The sequence below is a fragment of the Brachybacterium sp. NBEC-018 genome (genome assembly GCF_024860185.1).
In the GTDB taxonomy this organism is placed as follows: domain Bacteria; phylum Actinomycetota; class Actinomycetes; order Actinomycetales; family Dermabacteraceae; genus Brachybacterium; species Brachybacterium rhamnosum.
This window is the reverse complement of record NZ_CP100650.1, coordinates 1,147,138-1,173,126: the sequence shown is the minus strand read 5'-3', so window position 1 is coordinate 1,173,126 and position 25,989 is coordinate 1,147,138. Positions and strand designations below refer to the sequence as shown.

The window sequence follows — 25,989 nt, the reverse complement described above, 5'->3', positions numbered from 1 at the left end:
TCCGCGAGAGCGGCGCCGCATCCCCGTCCCTGTTCCTCCTGCGCCCGCGGGCGCAGATCCCCCGGAGGCGATCTCCTTGACCGCACACTCCCCCGCCCCCGCCGAGGCCGGCGCCCGCGCCGACCGCGGGGCCTTCGCCGGCCGCACCGCGTTCATCTTCGCGGCGATCGGCTCCGCCGTGGGCCTCGGCAACATCTGGCGCTTCCCCGCCGTGGCCTACGAGAACGGCGGCGGCGCGTTCATCCTGCCGTACCTCGTCGCGCTGCTCACGGCCGGGATCCCGCTGCTCTTCCTCGACTACGCGATCGGTCACCGCTGGCGCGGCTCCGCCCCCGCCGCGTGGCGCCGGTTCCGCCGCTGGACCGAGTTCATCGGCTGGTGGCAGGTGCTCATCGCCCTGGTCATCGCGCTGTACTACGCGCTGATCCTCGCGTGGGCCACGAACTACGTGTTCTTCTCGCTCGACCAGCGCTGGGGCGACGACCCGGCCGGCTTCTTCGGCGAGTACACGCAGGCCCTGGGCGGCGCGGACGTGCACATCTCCTTCGACGTCGTGCCCGCGGTGCTCGTCTCGATGATCCTCGTGTGGGTCGCGACGATCGTCGTCATGGCGCTCGGCGTGCAGAAGGGCATCTCCGCGAGCTCGGTCGTCTTCATCCCGCTGCTCGTGGTCATGTTCGTCATCCTCGTGATCCGCGCGCTGTTCCTGCCCGGCGCGATCGACGGCCTCGAGGCGCTGTTCCGCCCGCACTGGGCCTCGCTGCTGCAGCCGGGCGTGTGGGTCGCCGCCTACGGCCAGATCTTCTTCTCGCTGTCCGTCGCCTTCGGCATCATGCTCACCTACTCCTCGTACCTCAAGAAGCGGACCGACCTCACGGGCTCCGGCCTCGTGGTGGGCTTCGCGAACTCGAGCTTCGAGATCCTGTGCGGCATCGGCGTGTTCTCCGCGCTCGGCTTCATGGCGCAGGCGCAGGGCGTGCAGGTCTCCGAGGTGGTCTCCTCGGGGATCGGCCTCGCGTTCATCGCCTTCCCGGCGATCATCTCCGAGGCGCCCGCGGGCGCGCTCATCGGTGTGCTGTTCTTCGGCTCGCTCGTGCTCGCCGGTTTCACCTCGCTGATCTCGATCGTCGAGGTCGTCATCGCCGCGATCCAGGACAAGTTCGGGCTCTCCCGCATCTCCTCCACCCTGTGGGTGTGCGTGCCGCTCGCGGTGGTCTCCACCGCCCTGTTCTCCACGACGATGGGCCTGCCGCTGCTGGACGTGCTGGACAAGTGGGCCAACGAGTACGGCATCGTCGCGGCGGCGCTGGTCTCCACGATCGTCGTCACCTACGTGGTGCGCGGCCTGCCCACCCTGCGCGACCACCTCAACCATCGGGGCACCTTCCCGATCGGCCGCTGGTGGCTCGTGTGCGTGGGCCTCATCGCGCCGATCGTCCTGGGCGTCTCGCTGATCTCCTCGACGATCTCGCTGGTCACCTCGCCCACCACCTACTCGGAATACCCGGGCTGGTTCGTGGTGGTGTTCGGCTGGCTGATGGCGCTCGCGCTGCTCGTGGCGGGCATCGTCCTGTCGCTGCTGCCGTGGCCCGCGACCTCGAACCTCTTCAAGGACGACTCCGACGGCGACCCGATCGCCCCGGAGGTCGTCGCCGGGAAGGGCCTCGAGGCCCGGGCCGACGCCACCACCCCGCACGAGCTGCGCTCCGCGGCCCGTCGCTGATCGTCCCGCTCCCCCGCTCCGACCGAAGGAGGACCCCGTGTCCGCATCCGCCGTCGTCATGATGATCGTCGCGATCGTCACCGTCTGGGGCGGCCTCGTCGCCGCCGTCGTCAACATCGTGCGCCACCCCGAGGCGACCGAGGACTGACCTCACCCCCGGCGGCGCCCGATCCGGCGCCGCCGCCCCACGGAGGACGTGAGGAGCACCTGCCCTGTGCATGACAGGGCGCGTGCTCCTCACGTCCTTCTTGTGTGTCGGGACCGGGCACGGGCCGGCCAGGCCGTATGAACCCCGCGAGGTCTTCCGCCGTCACAGACGTGACGCGACCTCACCCTCCCCCTAGGGTTCCTTATGTCGCCCCAAAGCCTGACCATTGTCCGGGCGGCCCGTCCCCGAGGAACCCGATGAGCAGACGACACCCGTCCCCCGCCGGCCCACCGCTCCACCCGACCCGCCGCCACGCCCTCGCGCTCGGCGGGGTGATGCTGTCCCTCGCCGGCTGCGCCTCCTCCCGCTCGGAGGCCTCCGGGTACTCCACCTCCGCGCCGATCCCCACCGGCGCGCCGTCGGCCGACACCGTGCTGCGGGTCGCCGGGCGCACCACCCAGCTGCAGCTCGAGGCCGCCGGCGACGCGATCGAGGGCCCCGCCTTCACGATCGGCGAGTGGGTCAACGTGGGGGCCGGCCCGGACGTCATCCAGGCGTTCCGCGCCCAGTCCCTCGACCTCGCCTCCAACGCGATCATCCCGCCGATCACGGCGCGCGAGATCGGCTTCGAGGCCCAGATCGTCGCCGTGCTCGAGCGGCCCGACCCCTCCTACGTGTTCGCCACCGCCACCGGCAGCGGCATCACCGAGGTCGCCGACTTCACCGGGAAGCGCATCGCCTTCTCCCAGGGCCAGTCCCAGGGCGACACCGTGCTGCGCACCCTGCAGGAGGCCGGGATCGCCTACACCGACGTCGAGCTCGTGGACCTCCCGAGCACGCAGTTCCTCACCGCCCTCCAGGGCGGGCAGGTGGACGTGGCCCCGCTCAGCGAGCCCCAGGTCACCAAGTACATCGACCAGTACGGGGCCGACGGCGCGATCGCTCTGCCCTCCGAGGTCCCCGACCTCCTCACCGTGCTGTGGGCGCCCACCACCGTGCTCGCCGACGAGGCGAGCGTGCTCGCGATCCGCGACTACGTACGGGTCTGGGCGCAGGGCCAGGTGTGGGCCTGGGAGCACGCGGAGGACTGGAAGCAGTTCTACTACGTCGACACCGAGGGCGTGACCGCCGAGGACGCCGAGCGCATCTGGTCCCGGATCGGCGCCCCGCGCTTCCCGCGCAGCTGGGACGTCGCCGTGGAGTGGGCCCGCTCCTCCCAGCAGCTGCTGGTCGACGGCGGGTTCATCACGGGCGACTTCGACGCGGAGGACCTCTTCGACCGCCGCTTCGAGGACGTCGCGGTCCAGGCCGTCGGCGCCGACTACGTGGAGGAGCCGTCATGACCGGCACGCTGAGCCCCGCCCTGACCCGCGGGCGCGCCGCCGCGCCGGCGGTCGCGGGCCCCGACCGGGCGACGGAGGCCTCCGCCCCCGCGGCGCTCGAGGCCCCGCGCATCTCACCGCAGTCCCGCTGGCGACGGCTCGGCCGGGGACGCCTGTTCCCCGGCGCGCGCCTCGCCGGGCCGCTGCTCGTGCTGCTCGTGTGGCAGGTCGCCGCGAGCGCCGGGCTGCTCGACCCGCGCCTGCTCACGGGACCCGACGTCGTCGCGGTCACCGGCTGGGGGCTGCTGCAGGACGGCACCCTCGCCACCCACGTCGGCGCGTCCCTGGGCCGGGCGGTGCTGGGGCTCGCGCTCGGCACCGTCGCGGGCGTGGTGCTCGCCGTCGTCGCGGGGCTGACCCGCGTCGGCGAGTCCCTCGTGGACGGCACCCTCCAGGTCAAGCGCGCCATCCCGAACCTCGCCCTGATCCCGCTGCTGATCCTCTGGCTCGGCATCGGCGAGGAGTTCAAGGTGACGATCGTGGCACTGGGCGTGCTCATCCCGATCTACATCAACACCTACAGCGCCCTGACCGGCATCGACACCAAGCACATCGAGCTGGCGGAGTCGCTGGGCCTGACCCGCTGGCAGTACGTGCGCTCGGTGCTGCTGCCCGGTGCGCTGCCCGGCTTCTTCGTGGGCTTCCGCCTCGCGGTCGTCGGCTCCTGGTTGGCGCTGATCGTCGTCGAGACCATCAACGCCACCTCCGGGATCGGCTACATGATGTCGCAGGCCCAGCTGTACGCGCAGTCCGACATCATCCTCGTGGGGCTCGTGGTCTACGGGATCTTCGGCTTCACCTCCGACGCCCTGGTGCGTCTGCTCGAGAGGAGGGTCCTCTCATGGCGACGCACCCTCGCGAGCTGACCGCGCCGCGGCCCGCCGCGGCGGACCGCCCCGCCGTGCTGCGCACCACCGACCTGCGCCGCTCCTTCGGCGAGCGCCACGTGCTCGACGGCGTGGACCTCGAGATCGGCCGCGGCGAGTTCGTCGCGCTGATCGGTCGCAGCGGCTCCGGGAAGTCGACCCTGCTGCGCGCCGTCGCCGGCCTCGACGACACCGTCGACGGCTCCGGGGAGGTGCTCGTCCCCGAGCGGGTCTCCCTCGTCTTTCAGGACTCGCGGCTGTTGCCGTGGCTGCGGCTGCTGGACAACGTGGTACTGGGCCAGTCCGGCACCGCCGCCCGCGAGCGCGGCCGGGCGATGCTCGCGGAGGTGGGGCTCGCCGGCCGCGAGCGCGCCTGGCCCCATGAGCTCTCCGGCGGCGAGCAGCAGCGCGCGGCCCTCGCCCGCTCCCTCGTGGGCGAGCCGCAGCTGCTGCTGGCCGACGAGCCCTTCGGGGCCCTGGACGCGCTCACCCGGATCCGGATGCACGCGCTGCTGCGCACCCTGCTGCGCACCCACGGACCGGCCGTGCTGCTGGTGACCCACGACGTCGACGAGGCCGTGCTGCTCGCCGACCGGGTGCTCGTCATCGAGGACGGCGCGTTCTCGCTGGACCTGCGGATCGACCTGCCCGCCGAGCGCACCGCGGAGCATCCCGACGTGCCCCGGTACCGGGCGCGGCTGCTCGCCGCCCTCGGCGTCGGCGCCCCCGTCCCCTCCCCCGCCTCCCCCTCCGGAAGGACCTCGTCATGACCGCCTCTCCCCGCCATCCCCGTTCGACCGGTGCGCCCCGCCGGCTCCACCTCAACGCCTTCCTCATGACGGGCGGCCACCACGAGGCCGCCTGGCGGCTCCCCGGGGCGGATCCCCGCGCCGGGACCGACGTGGACCACTTCATCGACCTCGCCCGCACCGCGGAGCGCGGCACCTTCGACGCGATCTTCTTCGCCGACTCCCCGGTGCTCGGCGGGGAGGTGGGGCGCCGGCCCTCCGGCGGTCTCGAACCGCTCACCCTGCTCAGCGCGATCGCCGTCGCGACCGAGCGGATCGGTCTCATCGCCACCGCCTCGACCAGCTACAACAGCCCCTACAACCTCGCGCGGCGCTTCGCCTCCCTCGACCACATCAGCCACGGCCGGGTGGGGTGGAACATCGTCACCACCGCGACCCTCGACGCGGCGCGCAACTTCGGTCTCGAGGAGCTGCCCGCGCACGAGGACCGCTACCGGCGGGCCGAGGAGTTCCTCGACGTGGTGCGCTCGCTCTGGTCCGGCTGGGAGGCCGACGCCGTGCTCGCGGACCAGGAGGCCGCCGTCTGGGGCGACGCCGCGAAGGTGCACGCCACGGACCACGTCGGGACCTACTACCGGGTCGCGGGCCCGCTGAACGTGCAGCGCAGCCCGCAGGTGCATCCGGTGCTCGTGCAGGCCGGCTCCTCCGAGGCGGGCCGCGACCTCGCCGCCCGCACCGCCGAGGCGGTGTTCACCGCCCACCAGCGGCTCGAGGACGCCGTCGCCTTCGCCGCCGATGTGCGCCGCCGCGCGGTCGCCCATGGGCGGGACCCCGAGGGGGTGAAGATCCTGCCGGGGCTGGTGCCGGTGATCGGCGCGACCGAGGCGGAGGCGCGGGAGAAGGAGCGGGAGCTCGACGACCTGGTCCACCCCCGCTACGCCCTCGCCCAGCTCACCCGCACCCTGCGCCTGCCCGAGGGGTCGCTCGGCCTCGACGACCGCCTCCCGGAGGACCTGCCCACGGAGGACCAGATCGAGGGCGCGAAGTCCCGGTACACCCTGATCGTCGATCTCGCCCGTCGCGAGGACCTCACGGTGCGCGAGCTGATCGGCCGTCTCGCCGGCGGCCGCGGCCACCGCACCCTCGCCGGCACCCCGGAGCAGATCGCGGACGCCCTGCAGTCCTGGTTCGAGGCCGGTGCGGCCGACGGCTTCAACATCATGCCCGCCGTGCTCCCCTCGGGCCTGACCGAGTTCGTGGACCAGGTGGTGCCGATCCTGCGGGAGCGGGGCCTGTTCCGCACCGAGTACGAGGCCACCACGCTGCGCGGGCACTACGGTCTGGGACTGCCCGCGGAGCCCGAGCGCACCGCCGCCCCGTCGGCCGCACCTCCCGCACCCGGGTTCGGCCGCCCGCTCGCCGAGGCCGGGACGCGGTGACGGCGATGTCCGAGGAGACCTACCTCTGGTACGTGCCCAACCAGATCGACCCGGGCCACCGCGGGGACGAGGTGCGCGAGGACCACGACAGCCTCGACACGCTCACCGAGCACGCGCTCGCGGTGGAGCGGGCGGGGTTCGGCGGCGCCCTGATCGGCACCGGCTGGCACCGGCCCGACACGCTCACGGTGGCGACCGCCCTCGCGGCCCGCACCCGGACCTTCCGCCCGCTCGCCGCCGTGCGCCCCGGCTACTGGGACCCCGCGCACCTCGCGGCGTCGGCCGCGACGCTCGACCACCTCTCCGAGGGGCGGGCGCTGCTGAACATCGTCACCGGCACGGACTCCGTCGCCGAGTACGGCGACCCCGTGACCGCGCGGGCGGACCGCTACGCCCGCACCGAGGAGTTCCTGCAGGTGCTGCGCCGCCTGTGGACCGAGCCGTCCGTCACCCACCACGGCCGCTTCTACTCCCTGGACGGGGCGCGGCTGTCGCGCCGGCCCGTGGTGCGCGGCGAGCGCACGCACCCGACCCTGTACTTCGGCGGGGCCTCCCCCGAGGCCGAGCGGGTCGCCGCCGCCCAGGCCGACGTGCAGCTGTTCTGGGGCGAGACCTACGACGCGATCTCCGCGCGGATCGAGCGCCTGCGCGCGCTCGGCGAGGAGGTGGGCCGCGAGCACGCGCCGCTCGAGTTCGGGCTGCGGATCACGGTGCTCGCCCGCGACACCGCCGAGGAGGCCTGGCAGGAGGCTCGCCGCCGGGTGCGCCGGATGGAGGCCGCCTCGACGGTCGACGGCCACGACGGCGGCCGCGGCGGGACCGATGCGCTGTCCCAGGAGGCGTCGGTGGGCCAGTCCCGCCTCCACGCCCTCGGCGCCGGCGAGGACGTGCTCGACGACAACCTGTTCACCGCCCCGTCCCGCGTGGGCGGCCGCGGCGCCGCGACCACCTGGCTCGTGGGCTCGCATCAGGAGGTCGCCGCGACCCTGACCACCTACCGCTCCCGGGGGATCACCCACTTCATCCTCTCGGACACCCCGTACCTGCAGGAGGTCGCGCGCCTCGGCGAGCACCTGCTGCCGCTCCTGCCCGGCCGCTCCACCGCCACCACCACCGCATCGAGGAGGGAACTCCATGTCGCCTGAGCCCACCACCATCACCACTGCCACCACCCCGACCCCGAGCCCGAACCCGAACCCCGCCGAGCGTCGGCCGACGGACGCCGACGGGCTCCTGGACCGCGAGACCTTCGCGGCCCTGTTCCGCCGGCACCCCGCGGGGGTCGCCGTCATCACCCTGACCGACGGGGTGCGCCCGGTCGGGTTCACGGCCACGTCGGTGATCTCGGTGTCCGCGCAGCCCGCGGTGCTCGCCTTCTCCATCAACGACACGTCCTCCGCGTGGCCCGCGCTGTCCCGTTCGGCGACGGTCACGGTGAACCTGCTCGCCGCGGACCAGCGGCAGCTCTCGACGGTCTTCGCGACCTCCGGGATCGACCGCTTCGCCCAGGTGGACTGGCACCAGCTGCCCACCGGGGAGCCGGTGCTCTACGGCACCGCGGGATGGATCAGCGGCCGGATCCTGGAGCGGGTCCCCGCCGGCGGCAGCCACGTCGTGATCGTCGCCGCGGACAGGGCGCAGTTGTCCAACGAGGAGCCGCTGGTGTACCGCAACCGCACGTACCACCGGCTCCTCGAGTACGAGATCTGAGGGAGCCGAGCGGTGATCCCGCCTCGCCGATCACGCCAGGCGGGGCGGGCCTGCTCAGCCGAGGTCGAGCACGCGCCGCAGCTCGCCGAACGCCTCGGGCACGACCGTGTAGCGGGCGCGCCTGCCCTGCTGCTCGCGCACCAGGAGGCCCGCGTCGACGAGCCTGCTCAGGTGATGGCTCACGGTGGGCTGGCTGATGCCGAGCGCCTCGGTGAGATCGGAGGCCGCGACCTCCTCGCAGCCCTGCGCGGCGACATGGGAGAGCACGCGCAGGCGCATGGGATCGGCGAGCGCCTTGAGCATCACGGCCAGGCGCTCGGCGTCCGGGGCGCCGAGCGGGCCCTCCCCCAGGGCGCAGCAGGCCGGGGAGACGTCGCGGAGGGGCAGGATCGTCGTGGCCATGCCTACGAGCATACATTGACGGGCATCGATATCTGGTCCTAGTATTCATATCGACACTCATCGATAGGAAGGCTGGACGCATGCCGGACCGGTCCGCAGCAGACACCACTGTCCCGGAGCGGCAGGGCTCCCTGCCCGCCACGACTCCCGCTCCGGCGAACGTCCTGGGCGGCATGTCCGTGCTCGACCGCTGGCTGCCCGTCTGGATCCTCGCCGCCATGGCCCTCGGCCTGTTCCTGGGGCGCACGGTGCCCGACATCGGCGCCGCGCTGAGCGCCCTCGAGATCGGCGGGGTCTCCCTCCCCATCGCCGTGGGCCTGCTGGTGATGATGTATCCGGTCCTCGCGAAGGTGCGCTACGACGAGACCGCCCGCATCACGGGCGACCGGCGCCTGCTCCTCACCTCGCTCCTGCTGAACTGGATCGTCGGCCCCGCGCTCATGTTCGTCCTCGCCTGGGCGCTCCTCCCGGATCTCCCCGAGTTCCGCACCGGCCTGATCATCGTGGGCCTCGCCCGCTGCATCGCCATGGTGCTGGTGTGGAACGACCTCGCCTGCGGGGACCGCGAGGCCGCCGCGGTGCTCGTCGCCCTCAACTCCGTGTTCCAGGTCGTGGCGTTCGCCGGGCTGGGGTGGTTCTACCTCCAGGCGCTGCCGTCATGGCTGGGGCTGCCGACCAGCTCCGCCGCGTTCTCGCTCGGCGCGATCACGCTCAGCGTGCTCGTGTTCCTCGGCATCCCGCTCGTGGCCGGCGTCCTCACCCGCGGGTTCGGCGAGCGCACCCTCGGCCGTACTGCCTACGAGGAGCGGTTCCTCCCGCGGATCGGCCCGCTCGCGCTCGTGGGCCTGCTGTTCACCATCGTGCTGCTGTTCGCGCTGCAGGGGGACGCGATCCTCGCCGCACCGCTCTCCACCGCGCGGATCGCCCTGCCGCTGCTCGCCTACTTCCTGCTCATGTTCGGCCTCGCCCTCCTGACCTCCCGGGCCGTGGGCCTGGACTACGCCCGTTCCGCGACCGTCGCCTTCACCGCCTCGGGCAACAACTTCGAGCTCGCGATCGCCGTCGCCATCGGCACCTTCGGAGCGACGTCCGGGCAGGCGCTGGCCGGAACGGTGGGGCCGCTGATCGAGGTGCCCGTGCTGGTGGCGCTCGTCGCGGTCGCCCGTCGCCTCGGCCCACGCCTCTTCCCCGGCGACCCGACGCTCCCCGTCCCTGCCCGCTGAGCATCATCACCCGAGAGGACCCCGCCATGACCACCACCCGACCCTCCGTGCTGTTCGTCTGCGTGAAGAACGGCGGCAAGTCGCCGATGGCGGCCGCCCTGATGGAGCACCGCGCCGCCGGCGCGGTCGAGGTGCACTCCGCGGGCACCGCTCCCGGCAGCTCTGCGAACGCGCTCTCCACCCAGGTCGTCGGCGAGGCCGGTGCGGACATGTCGCAGCATGTGCCGGGGCCGATCGATCCTGCCCTGCTCGCGCGGGTGGACCGCGTGGTGGTGCTCGGCGAGGAGGCGCACGTCGACCCCGTCCCCGGCATGCGCGGCACCATCGAGACCTGGGTGACCGACGAGCCCTCGCGGCGCGGCATCGAGGGCGCGGAGCGGATGCGCCTGGTGCGGGACGACATCGACGCCCGGGTCGTCGGGCTCCTCGCCGAGCTGCTCCCCGGCAGGAGCTGACCGCGCCGGGCCGGCCCGGGCTCAGAGGGGCAGCATCGCTCCGAGCCGGTAGGCGGCGAGCACCGCCACGACGCTCACCACGAGCACCACCCAGTCCAGGCCCTCGGTGCGCAGGGAGGCCAGACGCAGGCGGCGGCCCGCGGGGTTCGCGGCGGCGTAGGTGAAGCCGCGGGTCTCGAGGGCCTCGACCGTGGTGCGCACGTTCTTCGCCGTGTTGAGCATGATCGGGTAGAACGCGGTGACCGCGAGCGTGCACCACTGCAGGATCACCCGCCAGCCCAGCAGGCCCGGCCGCTCCACGGGGGCGTGGCGCAGGCGCTGCCCCTCGAAGACGGTCACGTACTCGTCCACGAGGATCGGCAGCATGCGGTAGCCGTAGGAGACGCCGAAGGCGAGCAGCTCCGGGGCGCGGAACCACAGCAGCGCGTCGGAGAGCTTCTCCGGGTCCAGGGACACGAACGCCGCCATCGAGGCCATCGACACGGCGCCGAGCTTGAGGTTCAGCTCCGCGAGCGCCACGAGGGTGCCCAGGTCCCCGCCGAACAGGAACGAGGCGGCGAACAGCCCCACGACGTTGCCCAGCAGACCGATGAGGAACAGGCCCAGCACGAGCGGGCCCACCCGGGCGAGGGCCACGGAGACCGCGCCGAGCGCGAACAGCAGGGCGAGCACCCCGGTGGAGTGGGTGAACCAGGGGGCGAGCGCCATGAGCAGGTACCAGGCGAGGACCACGCGCGGGTCCATGCGGGAGAAGAGGCCGCCGCGGGTGGAGTAGGCGGTGCGCAGCAGCTCCAGGCGCACCCATTCCACGCTGAGGACGTCGTGGGTCGTGCGGGCCATCAGTGCTCCTGGGTGGGGTCGGCGTCGACGGTGCGCAGGTGCTCGCGCAGCGCCGTCGCGGTGAGCGGCAACGGGTCCAGGCCCAGCTCGAGGGCGATCCGGGCGGCCTGCGGCGGGGTGAGGCGGGCGCGGCCGGTGATCTCGGGCCGGGCGAACAGCTCCTGCGGGGCGGCGTCGGCGAGCACGCGCCCCTGGTCCAGGACGATCACGCGGGTCGCCCAGGCGGCGACGAGGTCCATGTCGTGGGTCGCGACGACGGCGCAGCGCACGGTCTCCGCGAGCGCGGCGAGCATGGCGGTGACGTCGTCGCGGGAGCGGATGTCGAGGCTCGAGGTGGGCTCGTCGAGCAGCAGCAGGCGGGGCCGCATGGCGAGGCCGATGCCGAGGGTCGAGCGGCGCTGCTGCCCGCCGGAGAGGGTGCGGCCGTCCCGCCCGGCGAGCTCGGTGAGCCCCACCTCGGTGAGGATGCGGTCCACGATCGCCTCGGCGTCGGGCACCTTGCGGCCGTGCGGGAAGAGCGCGACGTCCTCGCGCACGGTGTCCTTGAGGAACATGCGCTGGGGGTGCTGGTCGAGGTAGGAGACGTGGTCCGCGAGGCGGGAGGCGGAGCGGGTGCGGGTGTCGATGCCGTCAACGGTGACGGTGCCGGCGCGGGGCACGATCAGCCCTGTCAGCAGGCGCATGAGCGTGGACTTGCCGGCGCCGTTGGTGCCCACGAGCGCGATCCGCTCCCCCGCGCGGAGCTCGAGGGAGAGGTCGTCGAGGACGGTCGAGAGGGAGCCGTCCACGCCCCGGTAGCCGTGGCTGACCCCGCGCAGGGACGCGACGACCTCTGCGGGGGCGGGCTCGGGGGCCGGGTCCGGGACGGGGGCCGACGGGCCGCTCCGCTCGGCCGCGGGCCGGAGATGCTCTCGCAGCACGGTGACCGCGGAGGGGACGTCGAGGGCGACCCGCTCCGCGCCGACGGCCGCGGTGAGCGCGACCGCATCGGGGGCGGGGATGCCGTGGGCGCGGAGGTCGCCGTGGCGGTCCATCGCCTCCTGCACGGGGAGGTGCCAGACGGGGGCGCCGTCGGCCATGAGCACCACCGAGCGGGCGAACTCGGCGACGAACTCGGCGTGGTGCTCGATGGTGACGACGGTGATGCCGTGGCGCGTGTTGAGCTCCCGCAGGCGCAGGTAGATCTCGCGGGCGCGGGCGGGGTCGAGCTCCGCGACGGGCTCGTCGACGACGATCACCTCGGGGCGCAGGGCGAGCACCGCGGCGAGGGCGACGAGGTGGGCCTGGCCGCCGGAGAGCTGCCAGACGAAGCGGTCCGCGAGGTGCGTGATGCCGAGCGCCTCGAGGGCCTCCTCGGTGCGCTCGCGGTGGTCGGCGTGGCCGAAGTTCAGGGGCCCGAAGGCGATCTCGTCCCGCACGGTGGGGCGCACGAGCTGGTTCTGGAAGTCCTGGTAGACGTAGCCGACGCGGCTCGAGAGCTCCGCGACGGAGGAGTCCCAGGTGTCCACGCCGTCCACGTGCACGGCGCCGGCGAAGTCGCCGTTCCAGTAGTGCGGGACGAGGCCGTTGAAGGTCTTGCACAGGGTGGTCTTGGCGGAGCCGTTGCCCCCGACCACCGCGACGAAGTCGCCGCGCTCGATCGTGAGATCGACGTTGCGCAGGGCGTCGCGGTCCGTGCCGGGATAGCGGAAGGACAGGTCCTTCACGACGATCGCGGGCGGCGCGGCATCGGCCGATGGGGCGGCGGGGGCCGGCACGGCGAGGGTCGGGGGCAGGGCGGTCATGGCGCTCCGGGGTCGATGGCGAGGGGTCGAGCGGATCAGGAGCCGGCGGTCTCGGCGGCCCGGCGCGAGAGCCGGAACAGGAGCACGGCGACGGTGAGCACCACGGCGATCGCGGCGACGGCGACGAGCAGGAAGCCGTTGCCGAACCGGTCGATGAAGTCCGGCTCGAAGGCCCCGGCGGAGATGTCGAAGGCCTCGAGGAAGGCGAAGCCGAAGCTCGCGACGCTCAGCAGCAGCGCGCCGCCCACGAAGAGCGGGGTGCGCGGGGCGGCGCCGGGGATCGGCTCCCCGGGGACGCGGGGGCGCATGCCCATGAGCGGCTCGATCTTCCCGTGCAGGGCGGGGATCAGCCACATGGCGGGGATCGCGCCGAGCAGCACGCCGCTCATGATCACGTCCACGCCGAGGCCGATCGTCTCGAGGGCGAGCATCGACTGCGGCAGGCCCTCGACGAGCTCGGCGTCCTCGACGCCGATCCACACCTTGGAGAGGTCCACGACGGCGGAGAGCACCTTGTCCACGAGCACCAGCACGACCGAGGCGATCGCGATCTGCACGCGGGAGCGGGGGTTGCGCACGAGGGAGCCGGCGATGAACACGGCGAGGAACATCTGCAGGAAGCCCTCGACCTCGGCGAGGCCGGAGAAGTCGCCCATGAGCAGGTCGGTGAAGACGATCTCGCCGAGCGGGGCGCCGAGCGCCGCCCAGAACGGGGAGAACAGGGCGGCGACCGTGAGCGGCACGAACACCATGTAGGAGACGGAGACGTCGACGGGGCCGATGGAGGGGTCCGGGATGATCTCGAGGATGATGTTCGAGAGCCCGAACAGGGACATCGAGAGCACGAAGATCATGAGCTTCTGCGAGGTGGACAGCTCGGTGCGGCGGATGCCGTCGATGGTGCCGCGGAGGGCGCCGCGGCGCTCGTCCTCGGCGGGGCGCGGGGGGACCTGGGTGGACATGGGGTGCTCCTCGGGGGTGGGGCGGACCGGATGCGGGGAGGGGAAGCTCAGGGGGCGGTGGTGAGGGCAAGGCGTGCGGCGAGCACGTCGATCACCTGCGCCGGGGAGTCGAGGACGTGGTCGGCGTGGCCGTCGGCGAGGGCCCGGGCGAGGGCGGGCTCCTCGTCCTTCCCGCCGCGCAGCAGGCACACGGCGCCGAGGCCGGCCCCGGTGCCGCCGCGGCCGTCGTTGACGGCCTTGTCCCCCACGTAGACGACGTCGGCGGGGAGGGTCTCGAGGCCGGCGAGCGCGGCCTCGAAGATCGCGCGGCCGGGCTTGCGCACGCCGACCTCGTCCGAGTACGCGGCAGGGCCGATCATCCCGGCGACGCCGTGGCGCTCGAGGATCTCCCGCACGCCGCGGCCGGAGATCGTGTTCGAGACGATGCCGACGACGATCCCGTGGTCGCGGGCCCATGCGATGAGCTCGAGGGCGCCGGGGCGCAGGGCGGGCTCCGACTTCGCGCGGTGCAGCGCGAGGGAGAGCTCCGCGGCCTCGAGCCGCAGCGCGGGGCGGAGGGCCGTGGGGAGGTCCTGGCCCACGAGGTCGCCCCAGAGCTCGGCGGCGGGGATCTCGGCGTGGGTGCCGTCGCCGTCCGCGTCCCGCTCGTGTTTGCGGGCCCGGTGGCGGTCCCATCCGGCCTCGACGGCGGCCGTCGCCTCGGACGGCTCGAGCGGCACGCCCACCTGCGCGGCGAGGGCGGCGATCCGCTCCCCCATCCGGGTGAAGCGGTCGGGGGCGGGGGTGGAGAGGGTGATGACGCCGCCGTGGTCGAGCAGCAGCGCGGGCCGGCCCGGCGCCGGGGCGAGGGCGGACGGGGCGCCGGCCGACGGGGCGGCGGAGGCGGAGGGCGCGACGGAGGCGGAGGACGCGGCGGAGGCGGAGCCGCCGTCGGCCGCGTCGCGCAGCGCCCGCAGCATCGGCGCGAGCAGCTCCTCGGGGCTGTCGAGCTCGAGGTCCGGGCGGTCCGTGACGGCGAAGGGCGGGTGGTCGGTGCGGTGGTCGCGCGTGATGACGAGGGCGCCGATCCCGGCGCGGCGACCCGCGGCGACATCGCGGTCGTAGGTGTCCCCCACGTACCAGGCCTGCTCGGGGCGCACGCCGAGGGCCTCGGCGGCGAGGTGGAGCATGCCCGGGTGCGGTTTGCGGATGCCGACCTCGTCGGAGTAGATCTGCACCGCGAACGCGTCCGCGAGGCCGGCCTCGGCGAGGATCGCCCGGTGGGCGCGGCCGGAGTGGGCGTTGGAGACGATCGCGAGGCGCACGCCGTGCTCGCGCGCGGCCTCGAGCAGGGCGGGGATGCCGGGTCGCACGTGGTGGTCCGCGACGATCGGCGCCATGGCCTCGAGCAGCTCCCCCGCCTCGAGGGCGAGTCCGTGGCGGAGCGCGTCGGGGAGATCCGCGAGCAGCATCTCGGCGACGATCTCGCGGGCGGTGAGCTCACGCGGCTCGGGGCGGCGGGAGGAGGCGTTCTTCCACAGCGAGAGCGCGGTGCGCCCCGCCCGCAGCGAGGCCTCGACCTCGCCGTGCTCCGCCGCGAGGCCCATCGCCGCGGCGCGCCGGACCACCTCGGCGGCGAGCTCGCGCGCCCAGCCGGCCCGCGGGGTCGTCGTGACGACCACGCCGCCGAAGTCGAGCAGCAGGGCGCGGGGCGCGGGCAGGGCGGTCGCGGGATCGGCGGCGGCGAGCGCGGCGGCGTCCGTCGGGTCGGCGTCGGTCGCGGCGGGTCGGGTCGTGGTGGACACGGGGCTCCTCGGGGCGGGGCCGAGGGGCGGGTCCCGATCGGCATCCCCGACGCTACGGAGGCCGCGCGGTCCGATCGTGAACAGCGGATGAACCGTCGCCCACCGTTCGGCCAGGAGTGCTGAAACTCTTCAGACCGGGCTCTGACCTGGGCTCCCGCGGGTGTGAGATCGGGGCATGACCCTCGACCCCCGCTCCTCCCGGCCCACGCTCGCGCAGGTCGCCCGGGCCGCGGGCGTCTCCCCCGGCTCCGCCTCGATGGCGCTCAACGACCGCCCCGGCGTCTCCCGCGGGACGCGGCTGCGGGTGCTCGAGGCCGCGCGGCACCTGGGCTATCGCCGGCGCGGGCGGGGCAGCGGGCTGATCGGCGTGCTCCCCACGGACCTCGGGAACCCGTACCACACGGACGTCATCGCGGGCATCGAGGGGCAGGCCGATGCGCTGGGCCTCGGCGTCGTCATCGCGCACGGGCGGCGGGACCCCGAGCACCTCGAGGCGCAGCTGCAGCGCCTGCTGGACCTCGGCGTGGACGGCATCGTCGCGGTGACGACGTGGCTGCGGCCGTCGGCCCTCGAGAGGGCCGTGCAGGTGGTCCCCGTGACGGTGATCGGGCGGATGCAGGACGCGGTGCCCGGCACGGACGCGGTGCGCACGCACGACGAGGCCGGTGCGGCGCTCGCGGTGCGCCACCTCGTCGAGCTCGGGCACCGCCGCCTCGCGCACGTGACCCTCTCCTCGCGCCCGGGCCCGGCGGGCCGCCGCACCGGCTTCCTCGCCGAGACGGAGCGGCGCGGGCTGCGGGGCACGGCGACGGTGATCGGCCCGGACCGTGCGGAGGACGGCATCACCACGCTGCTGCGCTCCGTGCGCCGCGGCGACGCGGACGCCCCCACCGCGGTGTTCACCGCGAACGACATGGCCGCGGTCTCCGTGCTGCACCGCGCGGCGGACCTCGGGGTGGAGGTCCCCGGGCAGCTGAGCGTCGTGGGCTACGACGGCTCCGCGGTCGCGCTCACCGTGCGCCCGCACCTCACGAGCGTGCACCAGCCGCGCGGCGAGATGGGCCGGCTCGCCGCGCGGATGCTGCGCGAGCGCTTCGAGGGCCGCGGCCACGACACCTCGAGCGTCGTGGACCCCGTGCTGCACGTGCGGGCGTCGACTGGGCCGGCGCCGGGCTGAGCGCGGGGCCCAGGACGCATGTGGTCATCTGGCGTCACGAACATGACGGCGGCGCGGCACCGCTCCTACTGTCGACGGAACGCCCCTGTCGACGGGCCCGTGTCGACCCTGCATCTCGTGTCCGCACGGCACCCGATTCCACGGAGCACCCGAGGAGAACCGATGACCACCGCGCCCCACCCGTCCGAGCCGGACCACGACGTCGCCCATCCCGCCGAGGCCGCGCCGCCGCTGGACGGCGCCCTGGACCGGGAGAGCTTCGGCGCCCTGTTCCGCCGCCACCCGGCGGGCGTCGCCGTCATCACCCTGCTGGACGACGGCGTGCCCGTCGGCTTCACCGCGACCTCCGTCATCTCGGTCTCCGCGCAGCCGGCGGTGCTCGCCTTCTCGATCAACGACACGTCCTCGTCGTGGCCCGCGGTCTCCCGGGCGGAGTCGGTGACGATCAACCTGCTCGCGGCGGACCAGCGCCAGGTCTCCACGGTGTTCGCGACCTCCGGCGTGGACCGCTTCGCCCAGGCGGACTGGCAGCAGCTGCCCACCGGCGAGCCCGTGCTGCGCGGCACCTCCGGCTGGATCAGCGGGCACGTGCTGCAGCGCGTCCCGGCGGGCGGCAGCCACCTGGTGCTCGTCGCCGCGGATCGCGCACAGGTGTTCGACGCGGAGCCGCTCGTGTACCGCAACCGCGCCTACCACCAGCTGATCGAGTACGAGATCTGAGTGGGGGCGGTGCGGAGGGGGCCGACGACGGCGCGGATGTGACCTGCGCCCGCCCGGTTCGCCCCCGACCCGGCCTTCGGGTACGCTGTTGCCTGCTCTTACGAGCGCTGGAGGATTCGCCTAGCGGCCTATGGCGCACGCCTGGAACGCGTGTTGGGTGCAAGCCCTCGGGGGTTCAAATCCCCCATCCTCCGCCGAATGATCGCCCCGGAACCGCATTGCGGATCCGGGGCGATCTGCATGTCCGCCCCCGCCGCGGTGCGAACGATGACTCGAGACAGGTGCGAACGATGTCCTGAGAGCCGACACCCCGTCCTCCGCCCTCGATCGACAGGCCCCGGTGTGCTGCGCTGGGCCCCGCCCCGCCTGCGCACATGCGCGGCGATGGTCCGACTCCGTTCCGGATCGGCGCCTGCGGGGGAACGGAATCGGACCATCGCCCGCGGGGAGGCACACGCCCCCGGGTCACCATCCGGTCTCCATCTGCGCGGCGACGGTGACCTGCGCGACAGGCCCGGATATCCTTCCGCGAACGCCGAAATCGACGAATCACGGGGGCAAGGATGTCGCAGTCGGGCTGGGGCGGCCAGGGGCCGTCCTCTCAGGACGGATCGTCGCAGCAGGGCTGGGGCCAGAACCCGCAGGGCCAGCAGGGCTGGTCCCAGCAGCCCGGCCAGCAGGGCGGGTGGGGTCCGGCGCCGCAGCAGCCGTCCCCGCAGCAGTCCCCCGCATGGGGGCAGCCCTCCCCGGGCGGGGCGCCGCAGGGCGGCCCGTACGGCGGCTCCCCCGCCTACGGTGCGCCGCAGCCGCCCACGCCGCCGCGCAAGAAGTGGCCGCTGGTCCTCGTGGCGATCGGCTGCGTGCTCGCGCTGCTCCTCGGGATCGGCATCATCACCGCGACCGTGCTGCTGAACCGCAGCGGCGGGGACATCGAACCCACGGCCGCTCCGACCACCTCCGGGAGTCCCACGGAGGAGCCCAGCACCGAGGCGACGACGGAGGCCCCCACGGTCTCCGGCTCGTCCGAGGGCGCCGTCTTCGAGCCGGCCGATCCCTACGGCGAGTCGCTCAAGACCCCGGACGAGATCTGGTCGATCCTCGAGGACAACCCGATGGCCTCCGGCACCGTGAGCACGATCGGCAGCTGTGAGCTGCCGGGCACGCCGAAGGAGCCCTCCGACGAGCAGCTGCAGGCCACGCTCGATGCCGCGGGCGGATGCCTGAGCTCGGTGTGGTCCACGGCGAGCTCGGACCGCGAGCTCCCGTGGTCGAACCGCTCGCTCGTGGTCTACCACCACCCGGACGTCCCCTCGAGCGCCGTGTGCGAGCCGGACTCCTTCGACGCGGAGACCCCGCGCGTGTGCAATATCGACGGGACGATCTACTGGCCCTCCGGCTCCGGCATCGCCCACGAGATGGGCGCCTCGGGCGCGGTGGGTGACGAGGCGGAGCTCTCCACCGCCTACCTGTGGGACCTCTCCTACAGCTACGTGAACGCAGGCTGGTGGGACAGCACGATCGGCATCTACTACAGCCAGATGTCCCAGGGCCTCGAGGACGATCCCGACCGCCAGGCGGAGGCGAAGCGCCGCTACGCCTCGCAGAACATCTGCGTGGCGAGCCTGATGTCGATGCGCGTCCCGACCGCCGCGCAGCCCAGCGAGACGGTGCGCGGCATCCTCTCCGACCCGAAGACCTGGCAGGACGGCCCCGCGGTCACCGCGGAGACCCACGCCCGCTGGATCAAGAAGGGCCTCGAGGCCGACGGCGACCTGGCCGCGTGCAACGCCTGGAAGGCCCCGCTCGACGAGGTCGCCTGAGCTCGATCCGCAGGGGTGCCCCGGCCTCGTCCGCGAGGTCCGGGGCACCCCTGCGGGCGACCGGCGCCACAGAGGCTTGCGCACGCCCTCAAAGTAGTTTAATTTCGAACTATCAGTCGGAGGGGCGCCGCCCACGGCACCGCAGACCCGCGGCACCGCGGCACGGCCCTCCCGCCGACGGCACACGACGAGTCGTCAGGAGCGCATCATGCAGTTCGGAATCTTCACCATCGCCGACATCACCCCGGACCCCACCACCGGGCGCGTCCCCACCGAGCACGAGCGGCTCGAGCTCATGGTCGAGGAGGCGACCCTCGCCGAGCAGGTGGGCCTGGACGTCTTCGCCCTCGGCGAGCACCACAACCCGCCCTTCGTGACCTCCTCCCCCACCACGACGCTCGCGTACATCGGCGCGAAGACCCGCGAGATCATCCTCTCCACCGCGACCACGCTGATCACCACCAACGACCCGGTGAAGATCGCCGAGGACTACGCGATGCTCCAGCACCTCACGGACGGGCGCGTGGATCTCGTCATGGGCCGCGGCAACACCGGCCCCGTCTACCCCTGGTTCGGCCAGGACATCCGCAAGGGCATCGAGCTCGCCGTCGAGAACTACGAGCTGCTGCACCGCCTGTGGCGCGAGGACGTCGTGAACTGGGAGGGCCAGTTCCGCACCCCGCTGCAGCAGTTCACCTCGACCCCGCGCCCGCTCGACGGCGTCGCACCCTTCGTGTGGCACGGCTCGATCCGCTCCCCGCAGATCGCCGAGCAGGCCGCGTACTACGGCGACGGCTTCTTCCACAACAACATCTTCTGGCCCATCACCCACACGAAGCAGATGGTCCAGCTCTACCGCGAGCGCTTCGAGCACTACGGCCACGGCACCGCCGACCAGGCGATCGTGGGCCTCGGCGGTCAGGCCTTCATGCGGAAGAACTCGCAGGACGCGATCACCGAGTTCCGCCCCTACTTCGACAACGCCCCCGTCTACGGCGGCGGCCCCTCGATGGAGGACTTCACGCGGCAGACCCCGCTCGTCGTCGGCTCCCCGGAGCAGGTGATCGAGCGCTACCTGACCATGGCGGACCACGTGGGCGACTACCAGCGCCAGCTGTTCCTGCTCGACCACGCAGGCCTGCCGCGGAAGACGGTGCTCGAGCAGATCGAGCTGCTGGGCACCGAGGTGGTGCCCGTGCTGCGCAAGGAGCTCGACGCCCGCCGCCCCGCGACCGTGCCCGACGCCCCCACCCACGCCTCGCTCGTCGCGGCGGCTGAGGCCGAGCGCGGCGCGTTCGACACGACGTACAGGTTCGAGACCGGCGACAACTGGACCGGCCTGCGCGCCGAGGACGCGAAGGAGGGACGTCGATGACCACCCCGACCAGCACCGCTTCTGATCCCACCGTCGAGCCGCTGCGGCTCGTGGTGCTCTCCGCCGGGCTCTCCACGCCGAGCTCGACCCGCATGCTCGCGGACGAGCTCACCCGCGCCGTCACCGCGGAGGCAGGCGGCCGCCCCGTCTCCACCGTCGTGGTGGAGCTGCGCGAGCACGCCCACGAGATCACCGATCTGATGCTCACCCGCTTCCCCGGGGAGCGGCTGTCCCAGGTGATCGACGCGGTGCGCCGGGCGGACGCCGTCATCGCCGTCACCCCGGTGTTCAACATCGGCCCGTCGGGCCTGTTCAAGATGTTCGTCGACGCCGTGGACAAGGAGATCTGGAACGGCCGGCCCGTGCTGCTCGGCGCGACCGCCGGCACCGCCCGCCACTCCCTCGCGATCGACTACGCCCTGCGCCCGATGTTCGCCTACCTCAAGGCAGAGCTCGCGCCGACGGCCGTGTTCGCGGCCTCCGCGGACTTCGGTGCGGACACCGAGGGCCAGGGCGACGAGCAGCCGCTCGCCGCGCGCGTGCGTCGCGCCGCCCGGGAGCTGCTGCTGCTCGTCGCGGGGGCCTCCGGGGCCGACGGCGGTGACGCGGCCGACGCCGACGGGACCCCGGCGGGCCCCGCCGTCCCCGCGCGCACCGTCGCGGTGGGCCTGGACGACGAGTTCGCGGACTTCGTGCCGATGGGGTCGCTGCTGGGTCGCTGATCCGCTGACGGCGACGGGCGCACCGCCTACGCTGGGCGCGGGACCTGCGGGGTCCCGCGCCCGGGGCCGTCCCGGGGCCCGCTCCAGGAGGAGATCCCCATGACGTACATGCTGATCATGCGCGCGGAGGCCGAGGCCGCCGAGCAGGGCAGCGCCGCCGGCGATCCCCGCCCCGGCGTCTGAGCGGCGCCGCCGTGATCCGCCCCGGTCTGTGCTCGGTGACGCTGCGCGCGCTCGAGCCCTCCGCCGTCGTCGAGCTCGCCGCCGCGGCGGGCCTCGAGGCGATCGAATGGGGCGGTGACGTGCACGTCCCGCCCGGGGACGTGGAGCGCGCCGGGCAGGTGCGTGCGCTCACGGAGGGGGCGGGCCTCGCCGTCGCCTCCTACGGCTCCTACCTGCGCTGCGAGGGCCCCGCCGCGGCCGTCGAGCAGGAGACCCGCGCGGTGCTCGCCTCCGCCGCCGCCCTCGGCGCCCCGCGGGTGCGGGTGTGGGCCGGGACCGCGGGCTCCGCCGATGCCGCCCCGGACGCCCGCGAGGACGTGGTGCGGAACCTGCGCCGGGCCTGCGAGCTCGCCGCCGCGCAGGGCATCGAGCTGGGCCTCGAGTTCCATGGCGGGACGCTCACCGACGAGGTCGGCTCGACCCTGCGCCTGCTGGAGGAGGTCGACCATCCCGCGCTCACCACCTACTGGCAGCCCCACCAGGACATGCCTGCCCCGGAGGCGATCGACACCCTGCGCCGGGTGCTGGACCGCGTCTCCACCGTGCACGTGTTCTCGTGGTGGCCGGGCTCGGAGCGGCTCGCGCTGTCCGAGCGGTCGGATCTGTGGCGCGAGGCCTTCGCCACGCTCGCCGCGCACGGCGGGGACCACGACGCGCTGCTCGAGTTCGTGCCCGGCGACGATCCCGCGCTGCTGGCTCGCGAAGCGGGGACCCTGCGCGAGCTGCTCGCCGTATCCTGAGGCTCCCGGGACAGCGGTTGCCGTCCCGCGACCCGCGCCTGTCCCCGACCCCCGAGGAGCTCCCATGCCGGCGATCCGGCTCAGCGACGTCGCCGCGGATGCGGGCGTCTCCCTCGCGACCGCCTCCCGCGTGCTCAACGGCTCCTCCCGGGTGCCCGGCAAGGACGTCGCCGAGAAGGTGAAGGCCTCCGCCGCGAAGCTCGGCTACGTGCCGAACGCCCAGGCGCAGGCCCTCGCCCGCTCCCGCTCGGGGCTCATCGGCCTCGTCGTCCACGACATCGCGGACCCCTACTTCGCCGCGATCGCACGCGCCGTGCAGCAGCAGATCTTCGCCTCGGACTCGCAGGTGCTGCTCACGCAGACCGACCGCGACCACGAGACCGAGGTGCGGGCGCTGCGCTCGCTCATCGCCCAGCAGGTCGACGCCCTCGTGCTCGTGGGCTCGCACCGCTACGGCGGCGACGCGGACGCCGCGATCTCGACCCTGCTCGAGGGCTTCAGCCGCAACGGCGGCACCGTCGTGGGCCTCGGCCAGTCCCTCGGCGTGGGCCGCACGATCGTCCCGGACAACGCGGAGGCCGCGGAGGAGCTCGCGACCTCGCTCGTCGTCGAGGGCCACCGTCGCTTCGCGGTCGTCGAGGGCATCGCGGGGATCCCCTCCGCCGGGGACCGCACCGGCGGCTTCGTGCGCGGCCTGACCCGCGCGGGCATCGAGCCGGAGCTCACCCTGCGTGCCGAGCTCACCCGCAGCGGTGGCCACGACGCCGCCGCCCGGGTCGCCGACCATCTCGCCGCGGCTCCGTCATCGTCGTCGGTCCCGTCGGACCCGCTGCCGCTGTGCCTCTTCGCCCCGGCGGACGTCATGGCCCTCGGCGCGCTCGGCGAGCTGCGCCGCCGCGGGCTCGACGTCCCCGGCCAGGTCGCCGTCGCCGGGTTCGGCGGCGTGCCCGACGCGGCCGACGTCGCCCCCACCCTCTCGACGATCGCGCTGCCGCTGGACGACATGGCCCGCACGGCCGTGGACTGGGTCCTCGGACGGGGCGACGCGGGGCAGGAGGCCCCCGCCGCGGCGGAGGTCCACGTGAGCGGCGAGGTGCTGCTGCGCGAGTCCACGCAGCTCACCGCCGCCTCCTGAGGCTCAGGGCGACGGCTCCCCCGCCGGCGTCGACCGCCGCACCTCGAGGTGCGGGAGCACCTGCACGTGGCGCGGGGTCCCGGGCTCGCCGTCCTCGGCGCGCAGGCGGTCGAGGATCGTGCGCAGCGCGAGGGCCCCGATCTCCCGTCCCGGGGGCGACACCGCCGTGAGCGGGACGATGCAGAGATCCGCGAACTCGTCGTCGTAGGCGACGACGGCGAGGTCCTCGGGGACCCGCAGGCCGCGGTCCAGGGCGATCTCGACGAGTCGCGAGGCGTGGAAGTCCGTGTGCACGAGCGCCGCGCCGACGCCCTGGTCGAGGCAGTCGTCGAGGAAGGACTCGAGGGCGCGCACGGCGGGGTCCTCCGCGCCGTCGTCGTCCTTGGGCAGGGGGCGGGTGGGCGCCGGGCGCAGGCCGAGGTGCGCGACGGCCCGCCCGTAGCCCTCGCGCAGGGCGCCGGCCGTCGGGGTCCGCTCGAGCCAGGCGAGGCCCACCGCGTGGTGCCCGGCGCCGGCGAGGTGCTCGAGGGCCAGCAGGGCGCCGCGCCCGTGGTCCGTGCCCACCCAGTCGCGGCCGGCGAGCGCGGCCGATCCCTCCAGGCGGCGCTCCACGATGACCACCGGGACCGGCACCTCGGCGAGCATGGCGGTGAGATCCGCCGCGGAGCGATCGCGCAGCGTGGGGGCGATGATGAGGCCCTCCACGCCGAGGTCCACGAGCCGCCGCACCTGCCGCCGCTCGACGTCCGCCCGGTAGCCGGTCGTCGCGAGGACGGCCCGCACATGCTGACCCGCGGCGGCCGCGTCCACGCCGCGGGCGATGCCCGGGAAGTGCGAGCCGGTGCCGGGGAGCACGACCCCCACGGGGATCCGGGCGGGCACGGGCCGCGCGGCGCCGAGGACGGGCACGGCCCCGCCGTGCACCCGCACCAGGTGCCCGCCCTCCGCGAGGGTCGTGATGTCCCGCCGGATCGTGATCTCGGCGACGCCGAGCCGGGCGGCGACCTCGGAGGCGCGCACGCTCCCCCGCAGCTCGAGCTCGCGCAGGATGCGGGCGTGCCGGGCGCGGGCGACGGGGCGCGACGGTGCGGGGTCCACGGGCCTCCCTGCTCTCGAACCGTTCCGCCGGCCAGCGTAGGCGGTCGTGCTCGTCGAGGTCCGCGAATGTTCGTTCCTGATCGTTTCCGGTCCCCGGAGCCGACGGCTCCCGATCCTGGTCCCGCGGCCGGTCCCGCACCCGCCGCCCGCCCGCTCTCCCCTGTCACCGTCGCCATGAAGGAGATCCCCGATGTCCCTGCACGCCCCGCGCCGCCGCTCCGCGCTCGCCCTCGGCGCCCTCGCCCTCACCGCCCCGATCGCCGCCGGGCTCGCCGGCTGCGGCCCGAACAGCCGCTCGGGCACCTCCGCCGCGTCCGACGGCGGCGCCGCCCTGCGCATGACCTGGTGGGGCAGCGAGACCCGCACCGCGCTCACCACGAAGGTCATCGACGCCTACGCGGCGCGCGTCCCCGAGGTCGCGATCACCGCGGAGCCCGCGGAGTTCTCCGCGTACTGGGACAAGCTCGCCACGCAGACCGCGGCCCGCAACGCCCCCGACATCATCCAGATGGAGGAGGCCTATCTCGCCGAGTACGCCGAGCGGGGCGCCCTGCTGGACCTCTCGACGACCTCGCTGGACACCTCGGGCTTCAGCGAGGGGCTCGCGGCCGCCGGCGTGGTGGGCGACGCCGGGCAGGTGGGGATCCGCGGCGGCTCGAACGCCCCCGTGATGCTCGCGAACAGGTCGCTGTTCGAGGCGGCGGGCGTGGACCTGCCGGATGACACGACCTGGACCTGGGACGAGTTCGTCGAGGTCGCCGAGGCGATCACCGCGGGCAGCCCCGAGGGCACCTACGGGGGCACGCAGCTCGTCACCAACCCCGTCGTGCTGCGGCTCTGGCTGCGCCAGCACGATGCCGCGATCTGGCGGGACGGCGACCTCGGCTTCGACGAAGCGGCCGCACGCGACTTCTTCGCGTTCGGCGAGCGCCTGCTCTCCTCCTCGGGCTTCGCGCCGGGCCCCGCGGCCCTCGAGGACGCGGCCTCCCCGCTCGAGCAGTCGCTCATGGCGACCGGCCGGCAGGGGCTCAGCGTCGCCTGGTCCAACCAGGCCGTCGCCGTGAGCGCCGCGCTCGGCGAGGAGCTCGCGCTGCTGCGCCTGCCCTCGGCCCCCGGCTCCGCGGGCGACTCCCGCTCCTGGCTGAAGCCGGGCCTGTTCTGGTCGATCGCCGCCACGAGCGCCGCGCCGGATCAGGCGGCGGCCTTCCTCGACGTGCTGCTGAACGATACCGAGGTCGCCTCGCTGCTGGGCGTCGAGCGCGGGGTGCCGCCGAACACGGAGGTGCGCGAGGCGGTCAAGGCCGGGCTCGAGGGGGTCGAGCTCGCGACCGTGGAGTTCGTCGAGGCGGTCTCCGGTGAGGTCGGGCCGGATCCCGAGCTCGCCCCGCAGGGCGGCTCCGTGCTCGAGTCGCTGCTGCAGCGGGTCGGCGAGGGCGTCGTATCCGGGGATGCCGACGCCGCGTCGGCCGCCTCCCAGCTGGTCGAGGAGCTGCGCTCCGCGATCGCGTGAGTC

At 74.0% G+C, this 25,989-nt stretch carries 24 protein-coding genes and 1 tRNA gene; 19 read left to right on the top strand and 6 right to left on the bottom strand.

The window, feature by feature from the left end; translation table 11 throughout:
* Positions 1–76 precede the first annotated feature (76 nt).
* From NLU66_RS05215 to NLU66_RS05180, 8 genes are all read left to right on the top strand, one after another.
* The gene (locus NLU66_RS05215; RefSeq protein ID WP_259361884.1) at positions 77–1,723 is read left to right on the top strand and encodes a sodium-dependent transporter; all 1,647 of its coding nucleotides are present in this window, start codon (positions 77–79) and stop codon (positions 1,721–1,723) included.
* 37 nt (positions 1,724–1,760) lie between these two features.
* Positions 1,761–1,871, top strand: coding sequence for a methionine/alanine import family NSS transporter small subunit (locus tag NLU66_RS05210; protein ID WP_259361883.1), 111 nt, complete (start codon positions 1,761–1,763; stop codon positions 1,869–1,871).
* A gap of 257 nt (positions 1,872–2,128) precedes the next feature.
* Positions 2,129–3,214 (top strand): ABC transporter substrate-binding protein, encoded by a 1,086-nt coding sequence (locus tag NLU66_RS05205; RefSeq protein ID WP_259361882.1) that lies wholly within the window; start codon positions 2,129–2,131, stop codon positions 3,212–3,214.
* Positions 3,211–4,119: an ABC transporter permease gene (locus NLU66_RS05200; RefSeq protein ID WP_259361881.1), complete on the top strand. Its 909-nt coding sequence runs from the start codon at positions 3,211–3,213 to the stop codon at positions 4,117–4,119. Before NLU66_RS05205 ends, NLU66_RS05200 begins: the two co-directional genes overlap by 4 nt.
* Positions 4,095–4,889 carry an ABC transporter ATP-binding protein gene (locus NLU66_RS05195; protein WP_259361880.1) on the top strand — a complete coding sequence of 265 codons (795 nt, stop codon included), beginning with the start codon at positions 4,095–4,097 and terminating at the stop codon, positions 4,887–4,889. The genes NLU66_RS05200 and NLU66_RS05195 overlap by 25 nt, the downstream gene beginning before the upstream one ends.
* Positions 4,886–6,307 (top strand): LLM class flavin-dependent oxidoreductase, encoded by a 1,422-nt coding sequence (locus tag NLU66_RS05190; RefSeq protein ID WP_259361879.1) that lies wholly within the window; start codon positions 4,886–4,888, stop codon positions 6,305–6,307. The genes NLU66_RS05195 and NLU66_RS05190 overlap by 4 nt, the downstream gene beginning before the upstream one ends.
* A gap of 5 nt (positions 6,308–6,312) precedes the next feature.
* Complete coding sequence (locus NLU66_RS05185) at positions 6,313–7,452, top strand: LLM class flavin-dependent oxidoreductase (protein ID WP_259361878.1); 1,140 nt, start codon at positions 6,313–6,315, stop codon at positions 7,450–7,452.
* Positions 7,442–8,017, top strand: a complete 576-nt coding sequence (locus NLU66_RS05180) for a flavin reductase family protein (RefSeq protein ID WP_259361877.1) — start codon at positions 7,442–7,444, stop codon at positions 8,015–8,017. Before NLU66_RS05185 ends, NLU66_RS05180 begins: the two co-directional genes overlap by 11 nt.
* A gap of 54 nt (positions 8,018–8,071) precedes the next feature.
* On the opposite strand, the gene NLU66_RS05175 is transcribed toward NLU66_RS05180, so the two are convergent.
* Positions 8,072–8,419: an ArsR/SmtB family transcription factor gene (locus NLU66_RS05175; protein ID WP_259361876.1), complete on the bottom strand. Its 348-nt coding sequence runs from the start codon at positions 8,417–8,419 to the stop codon at positions 8,072–8,074.
* A gap of 173 nt (positions 8,420–8,592) precedes the next feature.
* Between NLU66_RS05175 and arsB the strand changes: the two genes are divergently transcribed.
* A complete protein-coding gene (gene arsB, locus NLU66_RS05170) occupies positions 8,593–9,642 on the top strand; it encodes an ACR3 family arsenite efflux transporter (RefSeq protein WP_259362543.1) in 1,050 nt (349 codons plus the stop codon).
* Between the two features lie 26 nt (positions 9,643–9,668).
* A complete protein-coding gene (locus tag NLU66_RS05165; protein ID WP_259361875.1) occupies positions 9,669–10,097 on the top strand; it encodes a low molecular weight phosphatase family protein in 429 nt (142 codons plus the stop codon).
* A 21-nt stretch (positions 10,098–10,118) separates the two neighbouring features.
* Here the strand turns inward: NLU66_RS05165 and NLU66_RS05160 are convergent, their stop codons facing one another.
* Genes NLU66_RS05160 through NLU66_RS05145 form a run of 4 tightly spaced genes read right to left on the bottom strand, consistent with a single transcriptional unit; the run spans position 10,119 to position 15,467 of the window.
* A complete protein-coding gene (locus NLU66_RS05160) occupies positions 10,119–10,937 on the bottom strand; it encodes an energy-coupling factor transporter transmembrane component T family protein (protein WP_259361874.1) in 819 nt (272 codons plus the stop codon).
* A complete protein-coding gene (locus NLU66_RS05155) occupies positions 10,937–12,721 on the bottom strand; it encodes an ABC transporter ATP-binding protein (RefSeq protein WP_259361873.1) in 1,785 nt (594 codons plus the stop codon). The genes NLU66_RS05160 and NLU66_RS05155 overlap by 1 nt, the downstream gene beginning before the upstream one ends.
* 35 nt (positions 12,722–12,756) lie before the next feature.
* Positions 12,757–13,683, bottom strand: a complete 927-nt coding sequence (locus tag NLU66_RS05150; RefSeq protein WP_259361872.1) for a cell division protein FtsQ — start codon at positions 13,681–13,683, stop codon at positions 12,757–12,759.
* A 47-nt stretch (positions 13,684–13,730) separates the two neighbouring features.
* A complete protein-coding gene (locus tag NLU66_RS05145; protein ID WP_259361871.1) occupies positions 13,731–15,467 on the bottom strand; it encodes an HAD-IA family hydrolase in 1,737 nt (578 codons plus the stop codon).
* Between the two features lie 175 nt (positions 15,468–15,642).
* Between NLU66_RS05145 and NLU66_RS05140 the strand changes: the two genes are divergently transcribed.
* From NLU66_RS05140 to NLU66_RS05105, 8 genes are all read left to right on the top strand, one after another.
* Positions 15,643–16,644: a LacI family DNA-binding transcriptional regulator gene (locus tag NLU66_RS05140; RefSeq protein WP_259361870.1), complete on the top strand. Its 1,002-nt coding sequence runs from the start codon at positions 15,643–15,645 to the stop codon at positions 16,642–16,644.
* 162 nt (positions 16,645–16,806) lie between these two features.
* Positions 16,807–17,364, top strand: a complete 558-nt coding sequence (locus NLU66_RS05135) for a flavin reductase family protein (protein ID WP_259361869.1) — start codon at positions 16,807–16,809, stop codon at positions 17,362–17,364.
* 109 nt (positions 17,365–17,473) lie between these two features.
* Positions 17,474–17,558, top strand: a tRNA-Ser gene (locus tag NLU66_RS05130).
* A gap of 369 nt (positions 17,559–17,927) precedes the next feature.
* Entirely contained in the window at positions 17,928–19,184 is a 1,257-nt protein-coding gene (locus NLU66_RS05125) for a hypothetical protein (RefSeq protein WP_259361868.1), read from the top strand.
* 208 nt (positions 19,185–19,392) lie between these two features.
* Positions 19,393–20,559 (top strand): LLM class flavin-dependent oxidoreductase, encoded by a 1,167-nt coding sequence (locus NLU66_RS05120; protein WP_259361867.1) that lies wholly within the window; start codon positions 19,393–19,395, stop codon positions 20,557–20,559.
* Positions 20,556–21,281, top strand: a complete 726-nt coding sequence (locus tag NLU66_RS05115) for a CE1759 family FMN reductase (protein ID WP_259361866.1) — start codon at positions 20,556–20,558, stop codon at positions 21,279–21,281. Before NLU66_RS05120 ends, NLU66_RS05115 begins: the two co-directional genes overlap by 4 nt.
* A gap of 194 nt (positions 21,282–21,475) precedes the next feature.
* The gene (locus NLU66_RS05110) at positions 21,476–22,243 is read left to right on the top strand and encodes a sugar phosphate isomerase/epimerase family protein (protein ID WP_259361865.1); all 768 of its coding nucleotides are present in this window, start codon (positions 21,476–21,478) and stop codon (positions 22,241–22,243) included.
* 64 nt (positions 22,244–22,307) lie between these two features.
* Positions 22,308–23,378 (top strand): LacI family DNA-binding transcriptional regulator, encoded by a 1,071-nt coding sequence (locus NLU66_RS05105; protein WP_259361864.1) that lies wholly within the window; start codon positions 22,308–22,310, stop codon positions 23,376–23,378.
* 3 nt (positions 23,379–23,381) lie between these two features.
* On the opposite strand, the gene NLU66_RS05100 is transcribed toward NLU66_RS05105, so the two are convergent.
* Entirely contained in the window at positions 23,382–24,476 is a 1,095-nt protein-coding gene (locus NLU66_RS05100; protein WP_259361863.1) for a substrate-binding domain-containing protein, read from the bottom strand.
* 190 nt (positions 24,477–24,666) lie between these two features.
* On the opposite strand from NLU66_RS05100, the gene NLU66_RS05095 reads away from it, so the two are divergent.
* Positions 24,667–25,986 carry an ABC transporter substrate-binding protein gene (locus NLU66_RS05095; protein ID WP_259361862.1) on the top strand — a complete coding sequence of 440 codons (1,320 nt, stop codon included), beginning with the start codon at positions 24,667–24,669 and terminating at the stop codon, positions 25,984–25,986.
* The last annotated feature ends 3 nt before the right edge of the window (positions 25,987–25,989 follow it).